Annotated in this window: 19 protein-coding genes and 2 tRNA genes; 8 read left to right on the top strand and 13 right to left on the bottom strand. The window is 59.5% G+C overall.

The features are described from left to right. The first annotated feature begins 121 nt into the window (after positions 1 to 121). Positions 122 to 1,345 carry a nicotinate phosphoribosyltransferase gene (gene pncB / locus ASD60_RS02120; RefSeq protein ID WP_056852393.1) on the top strand — a complete coding sequence of 408 codons (1,224 nt, stop codon included), beginning with the start codon at positions 122 to 124 and terminating at the stop codon, positions 1,343 to 1,345. A 4-nt stretch (positions 1,346 to 1,349) separates the two neighbouring features. After that, entirely contained in the window at positions 1,350 to 2,177 is an 828-nt protein-coding gene (nadE, locus tag ASD60_RS02115; protein ID WP_056852392.1) for an ammonia-dependent NAD(+) synthetase, read from the top strand. A gap of 39 nt (positions 2,178 to 2,216) precedes the next feature. Here the strand turns inward: nadE and ASD60_RS02110 are convergent, their stop codons facing one another. Beyond that, on the bottom strand, positions 2,217 to 2,465 hold the full coding sequence (locus ASD60_RS02110) for a hypothetical protein (RefSeq protein ID WP_056852391.1): 249 nt from the start codon (positions 2,463 to 2,465) through the stop codon (positions 2,217 to 2,219). 16 nt (positions 2,466 to 2,481) lie between these two features. Further along, complete coding sequence (gene azu / locus ASD60_RS02105) at positions 2,482 to 2,928, bottom strand: azurin (protein WP_056852390.1); 447 nt, start codon at positions 2,926 to 2,928, stop codon at positions 2,482 to 2,484. Positions 2,929 to 3,272: 344 nt separating this feature from the next. On the opposite strand from azu, the gene ASD60_RS02100 reads away from it, so the two are divergent. Next, positions 3,273 to 3,860, top strand: a complete 588-nt coding sequence (locus ASD60_RS02100; RefSeq protein ID WP_056852389.1) for a TIGR00730 family Rossman fold protein — start codon at positions 3,273 to 3,275, stop codon at positions 3,858 to 3,860. Between the two features lie 68 nt (positions 3,861 to 3,928). Next, on the top strand, positions 3,929 to 4,108 hold the full coding sequence (locus ASD60_RS02095; protein WP_034149642.1) for a hypothetical protein: 180 nt from the start codon (positions 3,929 to 3,931) through the stop codon (positions 4,106 to 4,108). A gap of 177 nt (positions 4,109 to 4,285) precedes the next feature. Here the strand turns inward: ASD60_RS02095 and ASD60_RS02090 are convergent, their stop codons facing one another. The 11 genes from ASD60_RS02090 to rnr all read right to left on the bottom strand — a co-directional run bounded on the left by ASD60_RS02090 (position 4,286) and on the right by rnr (position 21,246). Next, complete coding sequence (locus tag ASD60_RS02090; RefSeq protein ID WP_056852388.1) at positions 4,286 to 5,176, bottom strand: transglutaminase family protein; 891 nt, start codon at positions 5,174 to 5,176, stop codon at positions 4,286 to 4,288. Continuing rightward, entirely contained in the window at positions 5,176 to 7,662 is a 2,487-nt protein-coding gene (locus ASD60_RS02085) for a circularly permuted type 2 ATP-grasp protein (protein WP_056852387.1), read from the bottom strand. The genes ASD60_RS02090 and ASD60_RS02085 overlap by 1 nt, the downstream gene beginning before the upstream one ends. Before the next feature lie 88 nt (positions 7,663 to 7,750). Then, positions 7,751 to 11,026: a transglutaminase family protein gene (locus ASD60_RS02080; RefSeq protein ID WP_056852386.1), complete on the bottom strand. Its 3,276-nt coding sequence runs from the start codon at positions 11,024 to 11,026 to the stop codon at positions 7,751 to 7,753. A gap of 340 nt (positions 11,027 to 11,366) precedes the next feature. Beyond that, entirely contained in the window at positions 11,367 to 13,670 is a 2,304-nt protein-coding gene (locus ASD60_RS02075) for a YgiQ family radical SAM protein (RefSeq protein ID WP_056852385.1), read from the bottom strand. A 267-nt stretch (positions 13,671 to 13,937) separates the two neighbouring features. Then, entirely contained in the window at positions 13,938 to 15,335 is a 1,398-nt protein-coding gene (gene dnaB / locus ASD60_RS02070; protein WP_008058980.1) for a replicative DNA helicase, read from the bottom strand. Positions 15,336 to 15,470: 135 nt separating this feature from the next. After that, positions 15,471 to 15,917, bottom strand: a complete 447-nt coding sequence (gene rplI / locus ASD60_RS02065) for a 50S ribosomal protein L9 (protein ID WP_034149636.1) — start codon at positions 15,915 to 15,917, stop codon at positions 15,471 to 15,473. Between the two features lie 19 nt (positions 15,918 to 15,936). Further along, positions 15,937 to 16,830: a hypothetical protein gene (locus ASD60_RS02060; protein WP_056852384.1), complete on the bottom strand. Its 894-nt coding sequence runs from the start codon at positions 16,828 to 16,830 to the stop codon at positions 15,937 to 15,939. A gap of 36 nt (positions 16,831 to 16,866) precedes the next feature. Next, positions 16,867 to 17,097 carry a 30S ribosomal protein S18 gene (rpsR, locus tag ASD60_RS02055; RefSeq protein WP_002551829.1) on the bottom strand — a complete coding sequence of 77 codons (231 nt, stop codon included), beginning with the start codon at positions 17,095 to 17,097 and terminating at the stop codon, positions 16,867 to 16,869. A 28-nt stretch (positions 17,098 to 17,125) separates the two neighbouring features. Continuing rightward, positions 17,126 to 17,548: a 30S ribosomal protein S6 gene (gene rpsF / locus ASD60_RS02050; protein WP_003217491.1), complete on the bottom strand. Its 423-nt coding sequence runs from the start codon at positions 17,546 to 17,548 to the stop codon at positions 17,126 to 17,128. A 306-nt stretch (positions 17,549 to 17,854) separates the two neighbouring features. After that, a complete protein-coding gene (gene rlmB / locus ASD60_RS02045) occupies positions 17,855 to 18,622 on the bottom strand; it encodes a 23S rRNA (guanosine(2251)-2'-O)-methyltransferase RlmB (RefSeq protein ID WP_056852383.1) in 768 nt (255 codons plus the stop codon). Continuing rightward, entirely contained in the window at positions 18,619 to 21,246 is a 2,628-nt protein-coding gene (gene rnr / locus ASD60_RS02040) for a ribonuclease R (protein WP_056852382.1), read from the bottom strand. The genes rlmB and rnr overlap by 4 nt, the downstream gene beginning before the upstream one ends. A 224-nt stretch (positions 21,247 to 21,470) precedes the next feature. Between rnr and ASD60_RS02035 the strand changes: the two genes are divergently transcribed. From ASD60_RS02035 to ASD60_RS02020, 4 genes are all read left to right on the top strand, one after another. Next, positions 21,471 to 21,557, top strand: a tRNA-Leu gene (locus ASD60_RS02035). 166 nt (positions 21,558 to 21,723) lie between these two features. Next, positions 21,724 to 21,810 (top strand) — tRNA-Leu (locus ASD60_RS02030). A gap of 334 nt (positions 21,811 to 22,144) precedes the next feature. Further along, on the top strand, positions 22,145 to 23,155 hold the full coding sequence (locus tag ASD60_RS02025) for an extracellular solute-binding protein (RefSeq protein ID WP_056852381.1): 1,011 nt from the start codon (positions 22,145 to 22,147) through the stop codon (positions 23,153 to 23,155). Further along, positions 23,155 to 24,720: an ABC transporter permease gene (locus ASD60_RS02020; protein ID WP_056852380.1), complete on the top strand. Its 1,566-nt coding sequence runs from the start codon at positions 23,155 to 23,157 to the stop codon at positions 24,718 to 24,720. The genes ASD60_RS02025 and ASD60_RS02020 overlap by 1 nt, the downstream gene beginning before the upstream one ends. The last annotated feature ends 53 nt before the right edge of the window (positions 24,721 to 24,773 follow it).

Here is a 24,773-nt window from a genome sequence, read left to right as displayed (position 1 = left end):
GGCAAGCCCCCTCGCCACAAAAGCCCATAACTGCCGGGATCCGCTGCGGTTTAAAAAATTGCTGGCAATCCCCACCACCGTTATGCGCCACTAGCTCTATTCAATGCTGGAGATTCCCGTTATGAGCGAGAGCGTGTTTGCCGATCGCATCGTGCAGAACCTGCTCGACACCGACTTCTACAAACTGACGATGATGCAGGCGGTGCTGCACAACTACCCGAACGTCGAAGTCGAATGGGAGTTTCGTTGCCGTAACAGCGAGGACCTACGCCCGTATCTGGCGGAGATTCGCTACCAGGTCGAGCGTTTGTCGGAATTGAGCCTGAGCGCCGATCAGCTGAGCTTCCTGGAGCGCATCAGCTTCCTGAAGCCAGACTTCCTGCGCTTTCTCGGGCTGTTTCGGTTCAACCTGCGCTACATCCACACCGGCATCGAAAATGGCGAACTGTTCATCCGCCTGCGCGGCCCGTGGCTGCATGTGATTTTGTTCGAAGTACCTTTGCTGGCGATCGTCAGCGAAGTACGCAATCGCTACCGATACCGTGAAATCGTTCTCGAACAGGCACGCGAGCAGCTGTATCGCAAGTTCGACTGGCTGACGGCCAACGCCGACAGCGACGAACTGTCGGAGCTGCAGGTCGCCGATTTCGGCACGCGTCGACGCTTCTCGTACCGCGTGCAGGAAGAAGTGGTGAATGTACTCAAGCACGACTTTCCCGGCCGTTTCGTCGGCACCAGCAACGTGCACCTGTCGCGGGAACTGGACATGAAACCGCTGGGTACCATGGCCCACGAATGGATCATGGCTCACCAGCAACTCGGCCCACGGCTGATCGACAGCCAGATTGCCGCCCTTGATTGCTGGGTCCGCGAATACCGGGGCCTGTTGGGCATCGCGCTGACCGACTGCATCACCATGGATGCCTTCCTCGGCGATTTCGATCTGTTCTTCGCCAAACTGTTCGACGGGTTGCGCCACGATTCGGGCGACCCGGTGCTGTGGGCAGAAAAGGCCATCGCCCACTATCACAAGCTCGGCATCGACCCCATGAGCAAGACGCTGACCTTCTCCGACAGTCTGACACTGCCCAAGTCCCTGGAGATATTCCGGGCGCTACGTGGTCGGATCAATGTGAGCTTCGGCATCGGCACCAACCTGACCTGTGACATTCCGGGTGTCGAACCGATGAGCATCGTGCTTAAAATGACCGCCTGCAACGGCCAGCCGGTGGCGAAGATCTCCGACGAGCCAGGCAAGACTCACTGTAAAGACCCGAATTTCGTCGCTTATTTGCGACACGTTTTCCAGGTTCCTGCCTTATCCAGTCTATCTAGCAAGGAGTGAATTCATGCAAGCCGTACAGCGTGAGATTGCTGAGCAGCTCAAGGTTCAACCGCCGTTCGCCGATGACGCCGCCCTCGAGGCAGAAGTCGCCCGACGGATCACCTTCATTCAGGATTGCCTGATCAATTCCGGGCTCAAGACGCTGGTGCTGGGCATCAGTGGCGGGGTCGACTCCCTGACCGCGGGCTTGCTGGCCCAGCGTGCCATGCGAGAACTGCGCCAGCGTACCGGTGACGGCAACTACAAGTTCATCGCCGTGCGCCTGCCATACGAAACCCAGTTCGATGAACACGACGCCCAGGCGTCGGTGGACTTCATCAAGCCGGACGAGCGCCACACCGTGAATATCGGCCCGGCGGTCAAATCCCTGGCCAATGAAGTGGCGGCCTTTGAAGGCAAGCACGCAGTCTCGGTGGATTTCGTGCTGGGCAACACCAAGGCGCGGATGCGCATGGTCGCCCAGTACACCATCGCCGGTGCGGCCCACGGCCTGGTGATCGGCACCGACCACGCAGCGGAAGCTGTGATGGGCTTCTTCACCAAGTTCGGCGATGGCGCTTGCGACCTCGCACCGCTGAGCGGGTTGGTGAAAAACCAGGTCCGGGCGATTGCCCGCAGCTTCGGCGCCCCGGAATCACTGGTGGAAAAAGTCCCGACAGCCGACCTCGAAGACCTGTCACCGGGCAAACCGGACGAAGCCTCCCACGGTGTGACCTATGCCGAGATCGATGCCTTCCTGCATGGCAATCCGGTGCGCGAAGAAGCGTTCAAGATCATCGTCGACACCTTCAACAAGACGCACCACAAACGGGTAATGCCGTTTGCGCCTTGAAGGGTGATTGAATGAAAAAGCCCGCTGAAGTGATGAGCTTCAGCGGGCTTTTTTGCGCTGATCGTTCCCATGCTCTGCGTGGGAATGCAGGCCGGGACGCTCCGCGTCCCAAAGCGTGACGCAGAACGTCACAGGAGGCATTCCCACGCGGAGCGTGGGAACGATCATGAAACGTGTGATGCCGTTTGCGCCTTGAGGGATGAGTGAATGAAAAAGCCCGCTGAAGTGTTGAGCTTCAGCGGGCTTTTTTGCGCTGATCGTTCCCATGCTCTGCGTGGGAACGATCATCACGCGGTGAACCTGCTTACTTCAGGGTCACAGTGCCTTTCATCATCGAGATGTGGCCCGGGAACGAGCAGAAGAAACCGTATTTTTCGTTGGCATCAAGCTTCGACACGTCGAAGGTCACCGAATCGGTTTCCTTGGCGCCGATGATCTTGGTGTGGGCGATAACCCGGGTATCGCCTTCCTTCAGGTACTGCTTGTCGATGCCGGCGCTCAAGCCGTCGGTGGCGATCGGCTGCATGTCGGCTTCTTTACTCAGCACCCAGTTATGGCCCATGACGTTTTTCGGCAAGCTGCCGGAATGGGTCAGTTCGACGGTGAAGGTCTTGCAGCTCTTGTCGATCTCAATGGCCTTGGTGTTGAAGGACATTTGGTCAGTGGAGTCAACGGTGACTTTGCACTCGGCAGCCATCAATTGGCTGCTGGCCAGTGTCAACAGGGATACCGCAACAAGTTTGGCAAACATGGTGAATCTCCAAGGCAGGGTTAACGAAAATGCGAGTGAACAGAAGACTGCCTGAAAACTTCGCAAGTTCATATGACTTGAATCAAAAATTGTATACAACTTTCGGGCTATGAAACCTATCGAAAGAATCTACCAGCCAAGCGTCTGGCCCGGCCCTATGATCAGACCGTCATTCAATCAACGGAGCGTCTGTCATGTCCCTCAATAGCCTGTTGTGCAGCCTGCTCGCCGCCTACGCCTGTGGTGCCAGCGGCACCCATGAAACGCCCGAACGGGAAGTTTAGCCCTTGGAGCGCGCAGCGCCTGCCTTTACTCTGTGGCCCTGATCGACCCTGGAGTAAGGCATGTCTTTAGCATCCGTCTGTGTATTTTGTGGTGCCAGCACCGGCACTGACCCCGCTTATCGAGAAGCGGCTGTTGCCTTGGGCCAAGCCCTGGCCGAGCGCAAGTTGACCCTGGTCTATGGCGGCGGCGCCGTGGGCTTGATGGGTATTGTGGCCGACGCCGCGCTGACCGCCGGTGGCGAAGTCATCGGCATCATTCCGCAAAGCCTCAAGGACAAGGAAATCGGCCATAGTGGCCTGACTCGTCTGGAAGTAGTGGACGGCATGCATGCACGCAAGGCGCGAATGGCGGAACTCAGCGATGCCTTCATCGCCCTGCCCGGCGGTCTCGGTACCCTGGAGGAGCTGTTCGAAGTCTGGACCTGGGGCCAGCTCGGCTACCACGGCAAACCGCTCGGTTTGCTGGAAGTGAACGGTTTCTACAGCAAACTCACCGGTTTTCTTGATCACATCGTCGGCGAAGGCTTCGTTCGAGCGCCACACCGTGACATGCTGCAGGTGAGCGAATCGCCGCAAACGCTGCTCGATGCGCTCGATAGCTGGCAGCCGAGCGTACTGCCGAAGTGGGTCGAGCAAAAACCCGACTAACGACTCGGCACCGATACAGGGCAGAATACGCGCCGCTCAACCTCACCTTCGACCCCAGAGGATCGCCCATGGCTAAACCCAATTATTCCTTCGCTAAACGTCAGCGTGACTTGGCCAAGGAGCAGAAGAAAGAGGAAAAGCTTCAGCGCAAGAAAGCAACAGCTGAAGAAGCTGCACTGAACCCTGATGGTGAAGTGGCAGCAGAAGATGATGTTGATGCACCGAAAGATCAGGCGCCCGACGCCTGAGACCCTCAGGGCCGGACGATCTGATCAGGCCCATCGGATCTGTGTCCAGGGTTGTAGGAGCGAGCCTGCTCGCGATGAACCTGAGAGCGCCGAGGAGTGTCAGGCTTCCCGCGTTATCGTTGACGACCATCGCGACGGTGCGACGATTCGACAGGCTCGCTCCTACAATGGCTGGCGTTAATTAAGTGGCATCACGGTGACCCGAACTTCCGGGTCATGATTGCCACCGCCCAGAATCACCCCCCGCAACGGCGATACATCAGAAAAGTCCCGCCCCCATGCCAGCATGATGTGCTCCAGCGCCGGTTGCACATTGTTGGTCGGATCGAAATCCACCCAGCCGAGCAACGGACAAAATACCGACACCCAGGCATGGGATGCATCCGCACCGATCAAGCGCGGCTGGCCGGGTGGCGGCTGGGTCAGCAGGTAGCCACTGACGTAACGAGCGGCCAGGCCCCGGGAGCGTACGCACGCAAGCATCAAATGCGCGAAGTCCTGACAGACCCCGCGCCGACGCTCCAGCACTTCCACCAGCGGCGTCGCCACCTGGGTCGCCTCGGAGTCGAAAGTGAACTCGCTGAAGATCTTCTCCATCAAGGCCTGAACGCCGAGCAACAGCGGCCGCCCTGGCGGGAAGCAACTCGCGGAAAACTCGACGAAGTTGCGCTTCAAATGCACATAAGGTGATTCGAAACGGTAACGGCAGGCCTCGAGCACGTCAGACGACAGCGGCTGGCTGCTGTAGGTCAGCGCACTGCGGGTGTCCTCCCATGCAGGTGAAACATTGAAATCCGGCGCGGGCCGGGGCAGCACTTCGATCGTCAGGCTGGCATTGACCAACAGTTCATCATGAGGCCGCTCGAACGCCAGCCGGGTCAGCGGATTGCCGAACACGTCCAGCTCATCACGCCGTGAGGTTGGCTCCGGACTGATCTGCAATTGCTGATCCGTGCAGCGCTGCCACGCACATGACCTTGGCCACAAATGGGCCAGCTGCTGCGCCAGGGACACCGGGCTGTCATAGTGATAATGGGTGTCGTGGAAAATCTGATAGTGAGCGCTCATCAGACAGACACCGTGCGCTGGCTGATGTCATCCACGTGAGCGAAATGGCGCAAGGCCAGACGATCCGACACCTGCCCGCTGGCATCGGCGATCTCTTGCAGCAGATCGGCCAGGCCATCGAGAGCCGCGCGTACGCTGCCCTCGCCAAATAGCGAATTCTCCAGGCAGCCCAGATCAAAACGTGCCAATCGATCGACCAACAATGGCAGCCCCGCTTCGCGCGGTGCGCCAAAGTCATCGTTCAGCCGTTTGAGAGTGCGGGTCACCAGCTTCAACTGGAACAGCACCGCGTGCGGGTTTTGTTCGTCGAGCAGCAACAGGTCGAGCACCGGGATCAATTGCGCCACCGCCAGATACCGCGAGCGGTAGGTAATGCTGCTGTTGCCCAGCTCCAACAGCCACTCCAGACCTGCTTGATCGAATGCCCCGGCGCCGCGCAGAAATGCCGCCAGGCTGCCACTGAGAAATTGCAGACGCTCGATACGCCGGCCGATCATCAGGAAGCGCCAGCCTTCGTCACGGGTCATGTCATCAAGGGCAAAACCGGACAGTGCCGCCAATGACATCACCAGACGATTGAGAAAATCCAGCAACTCGCCAAAATCCGGCGAATCGGTTTCGAGCTCAATGGCCTCGCGCTGCAGTTCCACCAGGGCCTGCCAGTTCTCCCGTGAAAGTTTGCCCCGCACTTGTGAGGCCGCCCATTGCAAGCGTTGCAGGTTGGAGCGAAGGCTGAACGGCCAATCGTCACCGAGTATCGCCGCCAGCAAGCGCTCCGACAGTTCACCTTCTTCGGGCAACAGCATCAGCCTTTCGCCAAGCTCGACCGCCGCTTGCAGGGCCTGCGGATCATCACCGTCGACGTAACGTGCGAGCATGATCCGCAACAGGCGAGCGCTGTCGTCGCAACGCTCACAGTAACGACCGAACCAGAACAGGTTCTCCACTACCCGCGATGGCAGATAGGGATCGCGTCGCACCAGATCGTGCACGCCGATGTTGCGCTGGGCCTTCCATTGTTCGCCGCTGGGCGGGCGCTCACCCAGCACCCAGGTGTCTTTGCTGGCACCGCCGCGCTGCATCGACACCACCTCAGCGTCAGCTTCTGCGGCCACGCGGGTCAAACCACCAGGAAGCACCCGGTAGCCTTCGCGGCTGGCCACTGCGTACACACGCATACCGATGGCCCGGGGTTGCAATTGACCGCCGTCGGCTTGCCAGATCGGTGCCTGGGATAACTGCGCCAGTTCTTGCGCGACATAGGCGTAAGGCCGCGCTTGCATGCGTTCGGCCAGCTCCTGACGCTGGCTTTCACTCAGGTCCCGGCCAAATACCGGGGCAAAGCTCTGCGAAGGAAACGCCGGTTTGATCAGCAGTTCCGGCAGTTTTTCCAGGGCCTGCGCCAGTACCGGCGCTTCACCGCACCACCAGGTAGCGATGGACGGCAGAATCAGTTCTTCGCCAAACAGGAACTGATTGATCTTCGGCAGGAAACCCAACAATCCCGGTGATTCCAGCACGCCGCTGCCGAGGGCGTTGGCCACCAGCACACGCCCCTGGCGCACGGCTTCCAGCAAGCCAGGCACGCCGAGAGCCGAATCAGTGCGCAATTCCAGTGGGTCGCAGAAATCATCGTCGAGCCGACGCATCACCACATGGACCCGACGCAGTCCGCTCAGGGTTTTCAGATAGACCGTGGCATCGCGTACTGTCAGGTCGCCGCCCTCCACCAGCGGATAACCGAGCTGCCGGGCCAGGTACAGGTGTTCGAAATAGCTTTCGTTGAAACGCCCCGGTGTCAGCAACACCACCAATGGCGCGCCATCATCACTCGGCGCCTGGCGTGCCAGGGTTTCCTGAAGCGTGCGGAAGAAGCCGGCCAGATGCTGCACTTTCAGATCGCGGTACAACTCGGGAAAGGCGCGGGACACGATCGTGCGGTTTTCCAGTGCATAACCGGCACCCGACGGCGCTTGAGTGCGGTCCGCCGTGACCCACCAACGGCCATCGGGGGTACGCGCCAGATCCACCGCATACAGATGCAAAAAAGCCCCGTCAGGCGGATGGATACCCTGGCAGGGCCACAGGAAGTTGTTGTGGCCGAATACCAGTTCGGCCGGCAGCAGTCCTTCGGCGATCAGTCGCTGCGGGCCATACAGATCAGCCAGTACGGCGTTGAGCAATCGCGCACGCTGGGCAATACCGGCAGACAATTGCTCCCACTCGTCAGCGGCAATGACGTGGGGTAGCAGGTCGAGTTCCCACGGCCGATCGGCGCCCTTGGGGTCGGCGTAGACGTTGTAGGTGACACCGTTTTCCTGAATCTGCCGGGTCAGCAGGGCCTGACGCTGCACCAGTTGCGCTGCAGAGCTGCGCTGCAATTGGTCGAACAATCGACGCCAATGCGGGCGCACCGCGCCGCTGCCGTCGAGCAGTTCGTGATAGGTGCCCGCCGTGAGCGGGTAGCGGTCTAGCAGGTCAGGCATGGAAAGCTCGGCAGACAGCAATGAACGGTCAGACTAACGCAGGCTCATGACGCCCGGATATACGAAAAATCCGAGCGTCGCGTACGGTTTAGAAACGTCGTAAATCGAGAGTCATCGGTAGCTCGTCGTTAATTTCCAGAATCGGAATAGGAAGTTTCCCAGGCGTGTGTCCGATCCGGAAGAAACGCGCCATGCGTCGGCTCTCGGCTTCATTGGCATTCACCGGCAACGTCTCGTAATTGCGCCCGCCCGGGTGCGCGACGTGATACTGGCAACCGCCCAGTGAACGCCCCATCCACGTATCGAGCAGATCGAATACCAACGGTGCGTGCACCGGGATGGTCGGCTGCAAACAGTTGGCCGGTTGCCATGCGCGAAAACGCACGCCTGCAACGAATTCCCCAACACGCCCGGTCGGCTGCAAAGGCACCGGGATGCCGTTGCACGTCAGCAAATAGCGCTGCGGCGGCAAGCCGCTGAGCTTGACCTGAAGGCGCTCCAGCGACGAGTCCACATAACGCACCGTGCCACCGACCGCACCCTCCTCGCCCAATACATGCCATGGCTCCAGTGCCTGGCGCAGCTCCAGCGCGATGCCGCTGACGGCGTAGTCGCCGACCTTGGGAAAACGAAATTCCAGATGCGCCGCAAACCACTCGGCCCGCACCGGATAACCGGCCGCGTTGAGGTCGACGATGACGTCGGCGAAATCCTGTTCGATAAAGTGCGGCAACAGGAACCGGTCGTGCAGCTCCGTGCCCCAGCGCGCCAGTTTTGGCGGCGCATAAGGCTCACGCCAGAACCGTGCGACCAGCGCCCGCAGCAACAATTGCTGCGCCAGGCTCATACGCGCATGCGGTGGCATTTCAAAGGCGCGCAGTTCCAGCAACCCGAGCCGCCCCGTCGCGCCGTCCGGCGAGTAGAGCTTGTCGATGCAGAACTCGGCGCGGTGGGTGTTGCCAGTGACATCGATCAGCAGGTTTCTCAGCAACCGGTCGACCAACCACGGCGCACACTCTTCCCCCGCCTTTGGCATCTGCGCAAAGGCAATTTCCAGTTCATACAAGGCATCGTTTCGCGCCTCGTCGACGCGCGGCGCCTGGGACGTCGGCCCGATGAACAACCCGGAAAACAGGTAGGACAGCGAGGGATGGTTATGCCAGTAACTGATCAGGCTGCGCAGCAAATCCGGACGACGCAGAAACGGTGAGTCAGCCGGTGTCGCGCCACCCAGTACGAAATGGTTACCGCCGCCAGTTCCGGTGTGCCGTCCATCAATCAGGAATTTTTCGGTGGTCAGTCGGGTCTGGCGCGCTTCTTCATAGAGGAACTCGGTGCGCTCGACCAACTCATCCCAGGTCGCGGACGGCTGAACGTTGACCTCGATCACGCCCGGATCCGGGGTGATGCGAAAGTTGCTTAACCGCGGATCGCTCGGCGGCTCATAACCTTCCAGCAGCACCGGACAACGCAGCTCTTCAGCAGTGGCTTCAATGGCAGCCACCAGTTCCAGATAATCCTCGACCCGTTCCAGTGGCGGCATGAACAGATACAACCGGCCTTCCCGCGCCTCGGCGCAGAACGCGGTGCGGGTCAGCCAGTCCGCGGATTCGTCGATTTTCGGGGCACGATCCTCAATCAGCGCCGCCGCGCCCTGATTCTGCGACTGTGCCATATCGGGTAGCGGTGGGAACGTCTGATTCGGGTCTTGCGGATGAATGAACGGATACTCCGCCGCTTTCACCCACGGCTGCGAACCCAGCGGCAACCGATAGCCCAGTGGCGAGTCTCCCGGCACCAACCGGCAATGCTCGTCGCGCAAATACCAGCGGCCGCTCTGCCACTGATCGCCCTTGGCGGTGCGTGCCAGCGGCAGGACCTGGCCGATGACTTTGTCCAGACCCTGGCTGAAAACTTTGCGCAGTCGTGCACGCTCCAGGGGTTCCTCAAGACGCGAGTCTTCGGCGCTGACGTTTTGCGGCAACGTGCCTTCACGCCAGAGGTAATAGAAATTGTCTTCGTAGGCTGGAAACACAAAGCGTGTGGGAATCTTCAGGCGCTCTGCAACGCTCGCCAGAAAACGCCCGGCCAGTTCGCCGGTCGCACCGTAGTCTTCGTGCTCGTCGGCAATCAGCGCGCTGTTGTTCCAGATCGGCGCGCCGTCACGGCGCCAGTAGCAATTGAGCGACCAGCGCGGCAGCTGTTCGCCGGGGTACCACTTACCCTGGCCGAAATGCACCAGTCCCTGCGGCGCGTAGCGTTTTCGCATGCGCTGGAACAGCTCGGCGGACAGACGCCGTTTTTCCGGCCCCAGGGCCGCGGTATTCCATTCGGCGCCATCCGGGTCATCAATCGAGACGAACGTCGGCTCACCGCCCATGGTCAAGCGCACATCGCCTTCCAGCAGGTCGGCGTCGATTTGCCGGCCCAAAGCCTGAATCGCCAGCCATTGATCGTCGGTGTAAGGCTTGGTGACGCGGGGCGCCTCCCAAATTCGCTCAACTGACATCTCGTGGCTGAACGCGCACTCGCACGGTTCCACCAGCCCCGTGATCGGCGCCGCAGAGGACGGATCGGGACTACAGGCCAACGGTATGTGTCCTTCACCAGCAAACAGCCCGGAGGTGGCATCCAGACCAATCCAGCCAGCGCCGGGCAAGTACACCTCGCACCAGGCGTGCAAGTCGGTGAAGTCGACATCAGTACCCGAGGGGCCGTCGAGGCTTTTCACGTCGGCGGTCAGCTGGATCAGGTAACCGGAAACGAAACGTGCTGCCAGCCCGAGGTTGCGCAGCAACTGCACCAGCAGCCACGCGGAATCGCGGCACGAACCGGAGCTTTGTTCGAGGGTGAACTCAGGCGTTTGCACGCCCGGCTCCATGCGGATCAGGTAGTCGATGTCTTCACTCAGGCGCTGGTTGAGCGCGACGAGGAAATCGACACTGGGCAGCGGCGTGCGATCGATACTTTCCACATACGCCTTGAACTTTGGCGTAAGGGGCAAGGTTTCCAGGTACGGCGCCAGTTCTTTGCGCTCATCGGCGGCGTAAGTGAACGGGATTTTTTCCGCGTAGGGCTCAAGAAAGAAGTCGAAGGGATTGAACACCGCCATTTCGGCGAGCAGATCGACTTCGATCCGCAGCTCATCGGTTTTCTCCGGGAACACCAACCGCGCCAGGTAATTGCCCTGAGGGTCTTGCTGCCAGTTGATGAAATGCTGCTCGGGCGAAATTTTCAGCGCATAGGACAGAATCCGCGTGCGGCTGTGGGCTGCCGGACGCAGGCGAACGATCTGTGGCCCCAGCTCCACAGCACGGTCGTAGCGGTAATGCGTGACGTGGTGCAATGCGACATGTATCGACACGGCGTGCCTCCTGCGAGCCCTAAGCGTTATGGAAAGCGCGCAAGACTTATGCCATCCAGCAGCGCTGGCGCTTTCTTCGATTGCCTGAGGCAGTACAGCACCAAAATCGGGCGAGGCGGGAAAATGCGTTGAATCGATTGCACGTATTTGTGGCACACCCACGATCGTTCCCACGCTCCGGCGTGGGAATGCAGCCCGTGACGCTCCGCGCCACAGGTGGGTTGGAATGGTTACAGTGGCGCGGCTGGAACGCGGAGCGTCCCTAGAGGCATTCCCACGCAGAGCGTGGGAACGATCACGCCAACCCGAAGGTTGGCGTTCTGTTCAGCTCAAGCGCGGCTTAGCGCGGCACGACCGGCTTGCGGGTCGGCTTTGGTCCTTTGCCTTTGGCCGCATCCTTGCGTTCCTTGGCTGCCTGCTGATTGCGGGCAAACGCCGCAGCCTTGGCTTGTTCACGCTTGTCCCACGGGTTGCCGCCATCGCTGGCGCGCGGTGGCAGGCCGGTGTGCTGGGTGAGGATCTTGGTGGTCTTTTCCCCTGCAACCTTGTGGCTGCCGGCCGGCGTCGAGTTCTTGCGACGGGCACTCTGGTAGCTGTCGGTGGACGGCTGGTGCAGTGGGATCAACTGGTTCTTGCCCGGCCCGATGAGGTCGGCGCGGCCCATGCGAGTCAGCGCTTCACGCAACATCGGCCAGCCTTTCGGGTCGTGATAACGCAAGAACGCCTTGTGCAGACGACGCTGCTCTTCGCTCTTGACGATGGTCACCGCGTCAGACTTGTAGGTGACCTTGCGCAGCGGGTTCTTGCCCGAGTGGTACATCGCGGTGGCAGTGGCCATCGGCGACGGGTAGAACGCCTGCACCTGGTCGGCACGGAAACCGTTGCCCTTGAGCCACAGGGCCAGGTTCATCATGTCTTCATCGGTGGTGCCCGGGTGGGCGGCGATGAAATACGGAATCAGGTACTGCTCTTTGCCCGCTTCCTTGGAGTACTTCTCGAACATGCGCTTGAACTTGTCATAGCTGCCGATGCCCGGTTTCATCATCTGGTTGAGCGGACCTTCCTCGGTGTGTTCCGGGGCGATCTTCAGGTAACCGCCGACGTGGTGGGTCACCAGCTCTTTGACGTACTCCGGCGACTCGACCGCGAGGTCGTAGCGCAAGCCGGAAGCGATCAGGATCTTCTTCACACCCGGCAACTCACGGGCGCTGCGGTACAACTGGATCAACGCCGAGTGGTCGGTGTTCAGGTTCGGGCAGATGCCGGGGAACACGCACGAGGGCTTGCGGCACGCGGATTCGATTTCCGGGCTCTTGCAGGCGATGCGGTACATGTTCGCGGTCGGGCCACCGAGGTCGGAGATCACGCCGGTAAAACCCGGGACCTTGTCGCGAATCTCTTCGATTTCGCGAATGATCGACTCATGGGAACGGTTCTGGATAATCCGGCCTTCGTGCTCGGTGATCGAGCAGAAGGTGCAGCCGCCGAAGCAGCCACGCATGATGTTCACCGAGAAGCGAATCATGTCGTAGGCCGGGATTTTCTCCTTGCCGTACGCCGGGTGCGGAACGCGCGCGTAAGGCATGCCGAAGACGTAGTCCATTTCTTCGGTGGTCATCGGAATCGGTGGCGGGTTGAACCAGACATCGACTTCACCGTGCTTCTGGACCAGCGCACGGGCGTTGCCCGGGTTGGTTTCCAGGTGCAGCACTCGGTTGGCGTGGGCGTAGAGCACCGCGTCGTTGCGGACTTTCTCTACCGACGGCAGGCGAATCACAGTCTTGTCGCGAGTCATCTTCGGGCTGGCCAGGATTTGCACAACCTTGGCTTCCTGCGGATCCTCAACCGGACCTTTTTCCTGCTCGATGGCGCAGGCCTGGGTGTCCTGAGTGTTCACGTACGGGTTGATGATCTTGTCGATCTTGCCCGGACGGTCAATGCGCGTGGAATCGACTTCGTACCAGTCTTTGGGCGTGTCGCGACGAATGAACGCGGTACCGCGCACGTCGGTGATGTCTTCGATCTTGTGACCGTAGGACAGGCGCTGGGCCACCTCGACAATCGCACGCTCGGCGTTGCCGTAAAGCAGGATGTCGGCGCTGGCATCGATCAGGATCGAATTACGTACCCGGTCCTGCCAGTAATCGTAGTGCGCGATGCGGCGCAGGGATGCCTCGATGCCGCCGAGTACGATCGGCACGTGCTTGTAGGCTTCCTTGCAGCGCTGGCTGTAGACCAGGCTCGCGCGATCCGGACGCTTGCCCGCCATGCCACCCGGGGTGTAGGCGTCGTCGGAACGGATTTTCTTGTCGGCGGTGTAGCGGTTGATCATCGAGTCCATGTTGCCGGCCGCGACACCGAAGAACAGGTTCGGCTCGCCGAGCTTCATGAAGTCGTCTTTGGACTGCCAGTTCGGCTGGGCAATGATCCCGACGCGAAAGCCCTGGGACTCCAGCAGCCGGCCGATTATTGCCATGCCGAACGACGGGTGGTCGACATACGCATCACCGGTGACGATGATGATGTCGCAGGAATCCCAGCCGAGCTGATCCATCTCCTCCCTGCTCATCGGCAGGAATGGCGCCGGTCCGAAACATTCGGCCCAGTATTTTGGATAGTCAAATAACGGCTTGGCTGCTTGCATGTCGATAACCGGTGTTGGCTTTCATTGAATTTCGCGGGCGCGGAATATAGCACAAATTTTGACCAATTCCGACGGCTATGGTCGGAAATTGGTGAGCGCTTTGGCACACACAACCTATGTGGCGAGGGAGCTTGCTCCCGCTCGACTGCGCAGCAGTCGCAAAACCAGCAATTGCGGTGTGCCTGAATCAATACCATTGTAGGTATTGGGGCTGCTGCGCAGCCCAGCGGGAGCAAGCTCCCTCGCCACAAAAACCTCTATAACGACTTATTCGTCATCGTCGAAGTTGTAGCTACCCGGCGCCAGGTTCTCGAATCGCGTGTATTTGCCGATGAACGCCAGGCGGATAAAGCCGATCGGGCCGTTCCGCTGCTTGCCGATGATGATCTCGGCAATGCCTTTGTGCTCGGTTTCCGGGTGATACACCTCGTCCCGATACACGAACATGATCACGTCGGCGTCCTGCTCGATCGCTCCGGATTCACGCAAGTCGGAGTTCACCGGGCGCTTGTTCGGCCGTTGTTCCAGGGAACGGTTGAGCTGCGACAGCGCCACCACCGGGCAGTTGAATTCTTTGGCCAGCGCTTTCAGGGATCGGGAGATCTCGGAAATCTCGTTGGTCCGGTTGTCGCCGCTGGAACCCGGAATCTGCATCAGCTGCAGGTAGTCGATCATGATCAGGCCGACTTCACCGTGCTCACGCACCAGACGCCGGGTCCGGGCACGCATTTCCGACGGACTGATGCCGGCGGTATCGTCAATGAACAGCTTGCGGTCGTTGAGCAGGTTGACCGCCGAGGTCAGGCGCGGCCAGTCATCGTCTTCGAGCTGACCGGAACGCACCTTGGTCTGGTCGATACGACCGAGGGACGAAAGCATACGCATGATCAGCGATTCGCCTGGCATCTCCAGCGAGTAGACCAGAACCGCTTTTTCACTGCGCAACACGGCGTTTTCCACCAGGTTCATCGCAAAGGTGGTTTTACCCATGGACGGACGGCCGGCGACGATGATCAAGTCGGCCGGTTGCAGGCCGCTGGTCTTCTCATCGAGGTCGGTGTAGCCGGTGGACAGGCCAGTGATGGCGTTGTCGGTATTGAACAGCGTGTCGATACGGTCGATGGCCTTGGTCAACAGGTCGTTGACGCCCACCGGACCACCGGTTTTTGGCCGGGCCTCGGCGATCTGGAAAATCTGCCGCTCGGCCTCGTCAAGAATTTCCGCGGCAGTGCGGCCTTCCGGGTTGAAAGCGCTGTCGGCAATTTCGGTGCTGATACCGATCAACTGGCGCAATGTCGCCCGCTCGCGAACGATCTGCGCATAGGCCTTGATGTTGGCGACCGAAGGCGTGTTTTTTGCCAGTTCACCGAGGTAACCGAGGCCGCCGACTTGCGAGGTCTGACCTTCCTTGTCCAGTTGTTCGGACAGGGTCACGACGTCGATCGGCATGTTCTGATCGGCCAGCTTGGCGATCGCGCGGAAAATCAGACGGTGGTCATGTCGGTAGAAATCGCCGTCGGAGACTTGATCGAGCACGCGCTCCCAGGCGTTGTTGTCCAGCATCAGACCACCGAGCACAGCCTGTTCGGCTTCGATGGAATGTGGCGGCACCTTCAGCGCGGCGGTTTGCAGATCGTATTGCTCAGGAGCGGAAATTTCGTTCATGGCCACTTGGTTGTTCAGAAAAAAGCAGGGATTGAAAAACAGGAGTTACCAGAAAGACAAAGGGCACGACCTGTAAACAGGATCGTGCCCGATGTTACCGGCAAGCACCCGAGGGTGCCAGCCGACAAGTGCTGCTTAAGCTGCTACCACGACAACGCGTACGGTGGCTTCAACTTCGGCGTGCAGGTGCACGGCTACGTCGAATTCGCCTACGTTGCGGATGGTGCCGTTCGGCAGACGAACTTCGCTCTTCTGCACTTCAACGCCGGAGGCGGTCAGTGCATCAGCGATGTCGTGAGTACCGATCGAACCGAACAGCTTGCCTTCGTCGCCAGCGGTGGCAGTGATGGTCACTTCCAGCTCGGCCAGTTGGGCAGCGCGGCTTTCAGCCGACGATTTACGATCTGCTGCTGCTTTTTCCAGCTCAGCACGACGCTCTTCGAACGCAGCCAGGTTGGCCGGGGTCGCAGCGGTAGCTTTGCCGTATGGCAGCAGGTAGTTACGACCGTAACCAGCCTTAACGTTCACTTTGTCACCCAGGTTGCCCAGGTTGGTGACTTTTTCCAGAAGGATCAGTTGCATGTGAAAATCCTCTTAACTTTTAACCTTCACCGTTCGCGTTATCGGCATCTTTGGGTGCCGAACGACCGCGAAAATCAATCAGGCTGTCGACGATGGCCAAGACCACCAGCAACGGATAGATCAGCTGCATGAACAGCAACAGCGTGACGTACATCCCCACCAACCAGAATCTGGCCAGTCGCTTTTGCGCCACCAGCCCATGAATCAGGGCCAGCCCGGCGAACACCAGCGGTACGCTGCACAACGGCGTCAACATGGCCATCTGCGAACCGAGATTCGGCCCCAGAAGCATGCACGCCAGCAGCAACATCGCCGGCAACAGCGGGAAGCGGATGGCGCGAAACTCGCGACCAAAACCACCCGGGTTGTACAACAACGCCTGCCAATAGCGCCCGACAAGCAGGCTCAACAAGCTGACGATTTGCAACAAAGCCGCTATCAAGCCGGTCAGGACCGGTGCAATCAGGGACGCGAAACGCGCTTGTTCGTCTACCGACATCTTCTGGTAGACATCACCGAGTAGCGACGGCATGACTTTTATCAAAGCCTGCGCCAGCATCTCGATCTGGGGAGCAAAAGCTGTCCCCAACACCACTGAAAACACCACTCCCATCGCTATGCTGACCAGCAGCACGCGGTTCCAGGACTCGCTTGCGCGCAAAACCAACGCAAGGCTCGCAGAACCCAGCAGCACCAGAAGTGCCCTTGGGTCGTCGGAGTAAAGCCACCAGAGCAATGCCGGCAGCAGTCCCAGAGCAAGAACGCCCAGGGCGTCCCTCAATCCGCGCCGCAGGAGCACGAGGCATCCGGCGGCAGCACCCAACCAATACAACAACGGCATTGCCGCACATCCAGCCACTACCAGAGTGGCCTGCATACGGCCCCGCATGATGAACTCAGCTAAGGCGCGCATACATTCAATCCTTTGCTACGTGTCGACTGCCCGGTCTCAGCGGCCGTGGCTGTCGGTGTAGGCCAGCAGGGCCAGGAAGCGGGCGCGCTTGATAGCGGTGGCCAGCTGACGCTGATAACGAGCTTTGGTACCGGTGATGCGGCTTGGAACGATTTTGCCGGTCTCGGATACGTAGGCTTTCAGAGTGTTGAGATCTTTGTAATCGATCTCTTTCACGTCTTCAGCGGTGAAGCGGCAGAATTTACGACGACGGAAGAAACGTGCCATTTGATAGGCTCCTTAAAAGGTCCGTGGATTACTCGTCAGCGTTATCGCTGTTGTCGCTGTCATCACTGTCAGCGCTTTCAGCGCCTTCGTGCTCAGGACGGTCGCGACGCTCACGGCGCTCACTGCGGTTTTCTTCAGCCTTGAGCATCTCGGATTGGCCGGTAACGGCTTCTTCGCGACGGATGACCAGGTTACGGATCACTGCATCGTTGTAGCGGAAGTTGTCTTCCAGCTCGGCCAGGGCCTTGCCAGTGCACTCAACGTTCAGCATCACGTAGTGAGCCTTGTGAACATTGTTGATTGCGTAGGCCAGTTGACGACGGCCCCAATCTTCCAGACGGTGGATTTTGCCGCCGTCTTCTTCGATCAGCTTGGTGTAACGCTCAACCATGCCGCCGACTTGCTCGCTTTGATCCGGGTGGACCAAAAAGATGATTTCGTAATGACGCATGAATGCTCCTTACGGGTTGTAGCCTGCCGCTCAAAAGCGGTCAGACAAGGAGTGAATGACACTTATGGACTTGAGGACGCTAGACACGTGGGTGCCTGCCATCACAGCAAGGGGCGCAATTGTAGAGAAGGGGCGAAGGAGGCGCAAGGTAATTGGTGATTATTTGAACAGCTCACCTGTTTTCGCTTTGCCACAAACGACTGTAGGAGCAAAGCTTGCTCGCGATAGCGGTGTAACGTTCAACATTGATGCTGAATGCTACACCCCCTATCGCGAGCAAGCTTTGCTCCTACACACAGTAGAGGATCAGGACTTCTTGGCGGCAGCCTTGGCCTTGACACCACGCTGGCGCTGCGCTTCGAACAGGCAGACGCCGGTTGCCACCGAAACGTTAAGGCTGCTGACACTGCCGGCCATCGGCAGATTCACCAGATAGTCGCAATGCTCGCGAGTCAGGCGACGCATGCCTTTGCCTTCAGCGCCCATGATCAGAATGGTCGGGCCGGTCAGGTCCTGGTCATAAATACTGACCTCGGCCTCCCCCGCCGTACCGACAACCCACAAGCCGCGCTGCTGAAGTTTTTCCAGGGTGCGCGCCAGGTTGGTCACGGCCACCAGCGGAATCACTTCTGCAGCACCACAAGCGACTTTTCGTACCACCGGCGTCAGGGTCGCCGACTTGTCCTTCGGCACGATCACCGCCAGCGCGCCTGCCGCATCGGCAGAACGCAGGCAGGCGCCCAGGTTGTGCGGATCGGTCACTCCGTCGAGCACCAGCAACAGCGGTGCGCCTTCGGTGCGATCGAGCAACTCGTCGAGCATCGCCTCGCCCCAGACCTGGCTTGGACTTACCTCCGCAACGACGCCCTGGTGCACGCCTTCAACCCAGGCATCCATTTCACGGCGTTCGGCCTGCCCCACCTGGACACGGTTTTCGTTGGCCAGCTCGATCAACGTCTGTACCCGCGGATCACCGCGACCTTCAGCCAACCAGATCTGCTTGACGCGTTTCGGGTGGTGACGCAGCAACGCTTCTACCGCATGCACGCCGTAGATTTTTTCCAACTGACTCATGGCTTGGCCTTAGGTTTACGCGCCCCGCCGCTTTTGGCTGGAGCCGAACCCGCTTTTGGCGGGCCTTTACGATGTTTGCTCGGTTTGGCTGGCTTGCCGCCGACGGCCTTTTCAGGCGTCGACCGTCCGGTCTTTCCCCCAGACGGCGCTTTACCGCCGCTTTTCGCACCGGCCAGCAACGCCTGTTTCATTTCACGACTCTTGCGCACTTCAGCGTTTTTCGCCGCGGCATCGCTCGGACGGTAGGCTTCGACAGCCTTTTCCTTGGCAGGACGGCGGCCGGTTTTGGCCGGTGCCGGTTCTGCTGCGGTTTTACTCGCCGGCTCTGCGGTTTCGGCGCCACGCTTCTTGCGACCGATCGGTGCGCTGATGGTTTTCTCGGCCATCTCGAAGTCGATCTTGCGCTCATCGAGGTCAACGCGCATGACGCGCACCTCAACAGTGTCGCCCAGACGGAAGCTGCGACCGGTACGCTCACCCGCCAGGCGGTGATGCACTGGATCGAAGTGGTAGTAGTCACCCGGCAGCGCGGTGACGTGCACCAGGCCTTCGACGTAGATATCGGTCAGCTCGACGAACAGACCAAAACCGGTCACCGCGGTGATCACGCCCGGGAACGACTCGCCCACGCGATCTTTCATGAACTCGCACTTGAGCCAGTTCACCACATCGCGGGTCGCTTCGTCGGCACGACGCTCGCTCATCGAGCACTGCTCGCCAAGTTGCTCCAGGGCCGCTTCGTCGTACGGATAGATGCGCGCCTTCGGAATAGTCATCGCACCGGCACGGCGAACGTGCGGGGTGTCCTGTTTCGAATGGATCACGCTGCGAATCGCCCGGTGCGTGAGCAGGTCCGGATAGCGGCGAATCGGCGAGGTGAAGTGGGTGTAAGCCTCGTAATTCAGGCCGAAGTGGCCCTGGTTATCGGCGCTGTACACCGCTTGGCTCAAAGAACGCAGCATGACGGTCTGGATCAGGTGGAAATCCGGACGATCCTTGATACCGGCCAGCAAAGCCTGGTAATCCTTCGGCGACGGGCCATCCTTGCCTTTGTGCAGGGACAGACCAAGTTCGCCAAGGAACGCGCGCAGTTTTTCCAGACGCTCCGGCGGCGGGCCATCGTGAACACGGTACAGCGCCGGGATTTCGTGCTTTTTCAGGAATTCGGCGGTAGCCACGTTGGCCGCCAGCATGCATTCCTCGATCAGCTTGTGCGCGTCATTGCGAACAGTCGGACGGATTTCGGCGATCTTGCGCTCGGAGCCGAAGATGATCCGGGTTTCCTGGGTTTCGAAATCGATCGCACCCCGTACGTGACGGGCCGCCAGCAATACCTTGTACAGCGAGTACAGCTGCTTGAGGTGCGGCACCACGTCGGTGTATTCGCCGCGAAGCTTGCGCGCTTCGGTCGCCTTCGGCGTTTCCAGCATCGCGCTCACTTTGTTGTAAGTCAGGCGAGCGTGGGAGTGAATCACCGCTTCGTAGAAGCAGTAGTCGGTCATCTCGCCGGATTTGGAGATGGTCATCTCGCAAACCATGGCCAGGCGATCGACCTGAGGATTGAGCGAGCACAAGCCGTTGGACAACTGCTCGGGCAGCATCGGAATCACGCGCTCGGGGAAGTACACCGAGTTGCCGCGAACCTGGGCTTCGGCATCCAGCGCCGAACCGAGTTTCACGTAGCTGGATACGTCGGCAATCGCCACGTACAACTTCCAGCCGCCAGAGAACAGGCGCAGCTTGCCCGGACGGGCTTCGCAATAGACCGCGTCGTCAAAGTCGCGGGCATCTTCGCCGTCGATGGTGACAAACGGCAGATGACGCAGGTCGATGCGTTTCTCTTTGTCCTTCTCTTCGACTTCCGGCTTGAGCTTGCCGGCTTCTTTAAGCACAGCATCAGGCCAAACGTGAGGAATGTCGTAGGTACGCAGGGCGACATCGATTTCCATGCCCGGCGCCATGTAGTTGCCCACGACTTCGACCACGTCGCCTTGCGGCTGGAAGCGTGGCGTCGGCCAGTGAGTGATCTTCACTTCGACGAACTGACCGATTTGCGCGTTGGCGTTACGCCCCGGCGTTACCAGCACTTCCTGCTGGATCTTCGGGTTGTCGGCAACCACGAAACCGATGCCGCCCTCTTCGAAGTAGCGACCAACGATGGTTTCGTGAGCGCGGGACACCACTTCGACGATCATGCCTTCGCGGCGGCCGCGACGATCCAGGCCGGAAACACGAGCCAAGGCTCGGTCACCGTCGAACACCAGGCGCATTTGCGCCGGGCTCATGAACAGGTCGTCACTGCCGTCGTCCGGCACCAGGAAACCGAAACCATCACGGTGCCCGCTGATGCGACCGAGGATCAGGTCGAGCTTGTCCACCGGTGCATACGTGCCACGACGGGTGTAAATGAGTTGAGCATCGCGCTCCATGGCGCGCAGACGGCGGCGCAGGGCTTCGATCTGGTCTTCTGTGGTCAGACCAAACTCTTCGACCAGTTGCTCGCGGTTAGCAGGCGAACCCCGATCAGCAAGATGCTGAAGGATCAGTTCGCGGCTAGGAATGGGGTTTTCATATTTTTCCGCTTCACGAGCGGCCTCGGGATCGAGGGACTGCCAATCGGCCATTAGAGAGTTTTCACCTTGTCTATATGCGGGTTAGTTTGGCATAGGCGTAATGAAACGGGAAATTTCAGGCTAAGACGACCCATCTAAAGCCCTGTATCGACACCGTAAAGCTGATTTGAAGACCGCTGGTGAAATTTTCCAGGTTTTTTTGATTGCGGGGGTTTACAGTTAAAAAGACGCTCCGTATAGTGCGCGCCATCGACGACGGCAACGTTGTCGATACTGCCCAGATGGTGAAATTGGTAGACACGCCAGCTTCAGGTGCTGGTGACCGCAAGGTCGTGGAAGTTCGAGTCTTCTTCTGGGCACCAATTTCGAGCTTGAGATTAGATCAATTTCAAGGCTCACACAAAACCCGCGAAAGCGGGTTTTTTGCATTTCGGGTTTCTGATTTATTAAATTTAAATCAGGGGTTTACAGATCAAAATGCTCTCCGTATAGTGCGCCACATCAACAGCGGCATCGCTGAAGATGATTGCCCAGATGGTGAAATTGGTAGACACGCCAGCTTCAGGTGCTGGTGACCTTACGGTCGTGGAAGTTCGAGTCTTCTTCTGGGCACCAATTCAAATTCAAGGTTTCGACCTTGAATTTCACAGAAACCCGCGAAAGCGGGTTTTTGCGTTTCTGGCTTTCGAAAACCCCAAGCCAATACTTCCCTGTGGCGAGGGAGCTTGCTCCCGCTGGAGTGCGAAGCGCTCCTCATCATTCCAACAGTTACACCGCACTCTCAGGGTTTACGACTGCTTCGCAGCCGAGCGGGAGCAAGCTCCCTCGCCACAAAACTCGCCCCCGCCCTTCTAGCAAACACTCCTCAGACCCGAAAGACGCACATGAGAAACAATATCGTTTATCATTGTTGCAAGTTATTGCAATGCGACAGTGAGGAACCCTGCGAATGATGTTTCGAAATACCCTGCGCCGCGGCCTGAGCATTACCCTCCTCGGCCTGGCTCTCGCCTCCCCCCTCACCCAAGCCGCCGAACCAGTTTCCCTGACGCTCTACAACGGCCAACACAAAGAGGTCGGCGACGCCGTTGCCAAAGCCTTCGAGGCCAAGACCGGGATTCACGTCAATGTACGCAAAGGCAGCAGCAACCAGCTCGCCAGCCAGATCGTCGAAGAAGGGGACCGCTCTCCCGCAGACGTGATCTACACCGAAGAATCGCCGCCACTGAACAAACTCGGCGAGCAAGGCCTGCTGGCCAAGGCTGACGATGCCACTTTGGCGGTTTTGCCCAAGGAATACGTGGCCGGCAATGGCACCTGGATCGGCGTCACTGCCCGGGTTCGCGTCGTTGCGTTCAACCCCAAGTTGATCGATGAAAAAGACCTGCCGACATCGGTGATGGAATTCTCCGATCCGAAATGGCAAGGCAAGGTCGGCTTCGTTCCCACCAGCGGTGCCTTCCAGGAGCAAGCGGTAGCGATCATCAAGGTGCACGGCATGGACGCAGCCGAAGAGTGGCTGACCGGTCTGCGCGCCTTCGGCAAGACCTACAGCAATAATATGGTCGCACTCAAAGCGGTGGAGAACGGCGAAGTGGCCACCGTGCTGGTGAACAACTATTACTGGTTCGCCTTGCAACGAGAAAAAGGCCAGCTCGATTCGAAACTGCATTACTTCACCGGCGGCGATGTCGGCGGACTGATCACCGTATCCAGCGCGGCCGTCATCAAATCCAGCAAACATCCAAAAGAAGCCCAACAATTGCTCGCCTACATGGCCAGCGAAGAAGGCCAGCGCGTGATCACTCAGACCACTGCCGAGTACCCGCTGCATAAAGGCATGGAATCGGATCGCGGCCTCAAGCCGTTCAGCGAACTGCAAGCGCCGAAAGTCACCCCTGCCGACCTGGGCAACGCCGAAGAAGCCCTGGATCTGGAACGTGATGTTGGCCTGAACTGATGAGCGCGTCACTATCCGCCCTCGCCCTACGCAGCGTTTATGTGCCACGGCGCAAGCGACCGTCGATCTGGCTGTTGCTGCCGGTTTTGCTGCTGGTTGTGCTCAGCCTGCTGCCATTGGCCTATGTGGGACTCAAGGCTTGGCAAGCAGGCTGGGCCGAGGCGCTGCATCTGCTGTGGCGGCCGTATGTATTCGGCCTGCTGCGCAACACCCTGGCACTGATGGTCGGCGTGACGCTGGCTTGCGGCCTGATCGGTCTGTCGCTGGCATGGTTGCTGGAACGCAGCAATCTGCCAGGGCGACGGCTATGGGGCGTGATCCTGTGCCTGCCGTTCGCCGTTCCGGCCTTTGTCAGCAGCTTCACCTGGGTGTCTCTGAGCGCTCACTTCGAAGGGCTGGGCGGGGCGATTCTGGTGATGACGCTTTCCAAATACCCGCTGATTTTCCTTCCCGTTGCAGCGACCCTGCGCAATCTCGATCCCTCGCTGGAGGAGTCCGCCCGCACGCTGGGGCAGAATCGCTGGGGCGTATTTTTCAAGATCACCCTACCCCTGCTCTGGCCGTCACTGGTCGCTGGCGCCTTATTGATCGCATTGCACATGCTGGTGGAATTTGGCGCGCTGTCGATTATCGGCCTGCAAACCTTCACCACTGCAATCTATCAACAGTTCGAGTTGGAGTTCAGCAATGCCAACGCGGCGATGCTCTCCGCCGTACTGCTGATCCTCTGCCTGGCGCTGTTATGGCTGGAGCTGCGCGTGCGCGGCAAAGGTCGACACGTGCGCACCGGCCAGGGTGCGGCGCGACGCGCTGAACAGGTTCGACTGGGGCCTTGGGCTGTGGCAGGCCAGCTTTATTGCCTGCTGCTGGCAATCGTCGGCAGTGGGATTCCGCTGGGCATGTTGGCTTACTGGTTGGCAGTCGGATCGTCGGCAGCCTTTCCAATGGCAGCCATCGGCGAAGCATTGCTGTCATCTCTCGCGCTGTCGCTGGGTGGCGCTGCGTTTTGCCTGGTGCTGGCGGTGCCGGTCGGCCTGCTGGTCGTACGCCATAAAGGCCAACTGGCGATCTGGGCCGAGCGCTTGCCATATCTGCTGCACGCCCTGCCGGGATTGGTCATCGCCCTGACCCTGGTGTATTTCGCCCTGCACTATGTGCCGATGCTGTACCAGACTTCGGCATTGCTGTTGATTGCCTATGCGCTGCTGTTTCTACCGTTGGCTCAGGCGCCGATCCGCACCGCCCTGAACAAGGCGGCACCGCAGCTGGAAGAGGCGGCGCGCACGCTTGGAGCTTCGTCATTCAGTGCGTTCTGTCGAGTGACACTGCCGATCATTTTTCCGGCGCTGGGTGCGGCGTTTGCGTTGGTGTTTCTTGATGCGATGAAGGAACTGACGGCGACGCTGCTGTTGAGTCCGACCGGGCTCAATACACTGGCAACGGAAGTCTGGGCGCATACCGCAAATGTGGAATTTGCCGCGGCGGCGCCTTATGCGGCGTTATTGATATTAGTGTCGGGGTTGCCGGTCTATCTGCTGACGACCCGGATGTATCTGAGTCGTTAAGACCGCCATCGCGAGCAGGCTCGCTCCCACAGGGAAACGCATTCCAATGTGGG

The sequence above is a fragment of the Pseudomonas sp. Root562 genome, from assembly GCF_001427125.1.
Lineage (GTDB): Bacteria > Pseudomonadota > Gammaproteobacteria > Pseudomonadales > Pseudomonadaceae > Aquipseudomonas.
The sequence above is the reverse complement of the archived record's forward strand: the minus strand, read 5'-3'. Positions and strand labels throughout refer to the sequence as shown.

Coding starts and splice junctions, on each gene's coding strand:
- pncB (WP_056852393.1), top strand. CDS start 122: ATGAGCGAGAGCGTGTTTGCCGATCGCATCGTGCAGAACCTGCTCGAC.
- nadE (WP_056852392.1), top strand. CDS start 1,350: ATGCAAGCCGTACAGCGTGAGATTGCTGAGCAGCTCAAGGTTCAACCG.
- ASD60_RS02110 (WP_056852391.1), bottom strand. CDS start 2,465: ATGATCGTTCCCACGCAGAGCATGGGAACGATCAGCGCAAAAAAGCCC.
- azu (WP_056852390.1), bottom strand. CDS start 2,928: ATGTTTGCCAAACTTGTTGCGGTATCCCTGTTGACACTGGCCAGCAGC.
- ASD60_RS02100 (WP_056852389.1), top strand. CDS start 3,273: ATGTCTTTAGCATCCGTCTGTGTATTTTGTGGTGCCAGCACCGGCACT.
- ASD60_RS02095 (WP_034149642.1), top strand. CDS start 3,929: ATGGCTAAACCCAATTATTCCTTCGCTAAACGTCAGCGTGACTTGGCC.
- ASD60_RS02090 (WP_056852388.1), bottom strand. CDS start 5,176: ATGAGCGCTCACTATCAGATTTTCCACGACACCCATTATCACTATGAC.
- ASD60_RS02085 (WP_056852387.1), bottom strand. CDS start 7,662: ATGCCTGACCTGCTAGACCGCTACCCGCTCACGGCGGGCACCTATCAC.
- ASD60_RS02075 (WP_056852385.1), bottom strand. CDS start 13,670: ATGCAAGCAGCCAAGCCGTTATTTGACTATCCAAAATACTGGGCCGAA.
- dnaB (WP_008058980.1), bottom strand. CDS start 15,335: ATGAACGAAATTTCCGCTCCTGAGCAATACGATCTGCAAACCGCCGCG.
- rplI (WP_034149636.1), bottom strand. CDS start 15,917: ATGCAACTGATCCTTCTGGAAAAAGTCACCAACCTGGGCAACCTGGGT.
- ASD60_RS02060 (WP_056852384.1), bottom strand. CDS start 16,830: ATGCGCGCCTTAGCTGAGTTCATCATGCGGGGCCGTATGCAGGCCACT.
- rpsR (WP_002551829.1), bottom strand. CDS start 17,097: ATGGCACGTTTCTTCCGTCGTCGTAAATTCTGCCGCTTCACCGCTGAA.
- rpsF (WP_003217491.1), bottom strand. CDS start 17,548: ATGCGTCATTACGAAATCATCTTTTTGGTCCACCCGGATCAAAGCGAG.
- rlmB (WP_056852383.1), bottom strand. CDS start 18,622: ATGAGTCAGTTGGAAAAAATCTACGGCGTGCATGCGGTAGAAGCGTTG.
- rnr (WP_056852382.1), bottom strand. CDS start 21,246: ATGGCCGATTGGCAGTCCCTCGATCCCGAGGCCGCTCGTGAAGCGGAA.
- ASD60_RS02025 (WP_056852381.1), top strand. CDS start 22,145: ATGATGTTTCGAAATACCCTGCGCCGCGGCCTGAGCATTACCCTCCTC.
- ASD60_RS02020 (WP_056852380.1), top strand. CDS start 23,155: ATGAGCGCGTCACTATCCGCCCTCGCCCTACGCAGCGTTTATGTGCCA.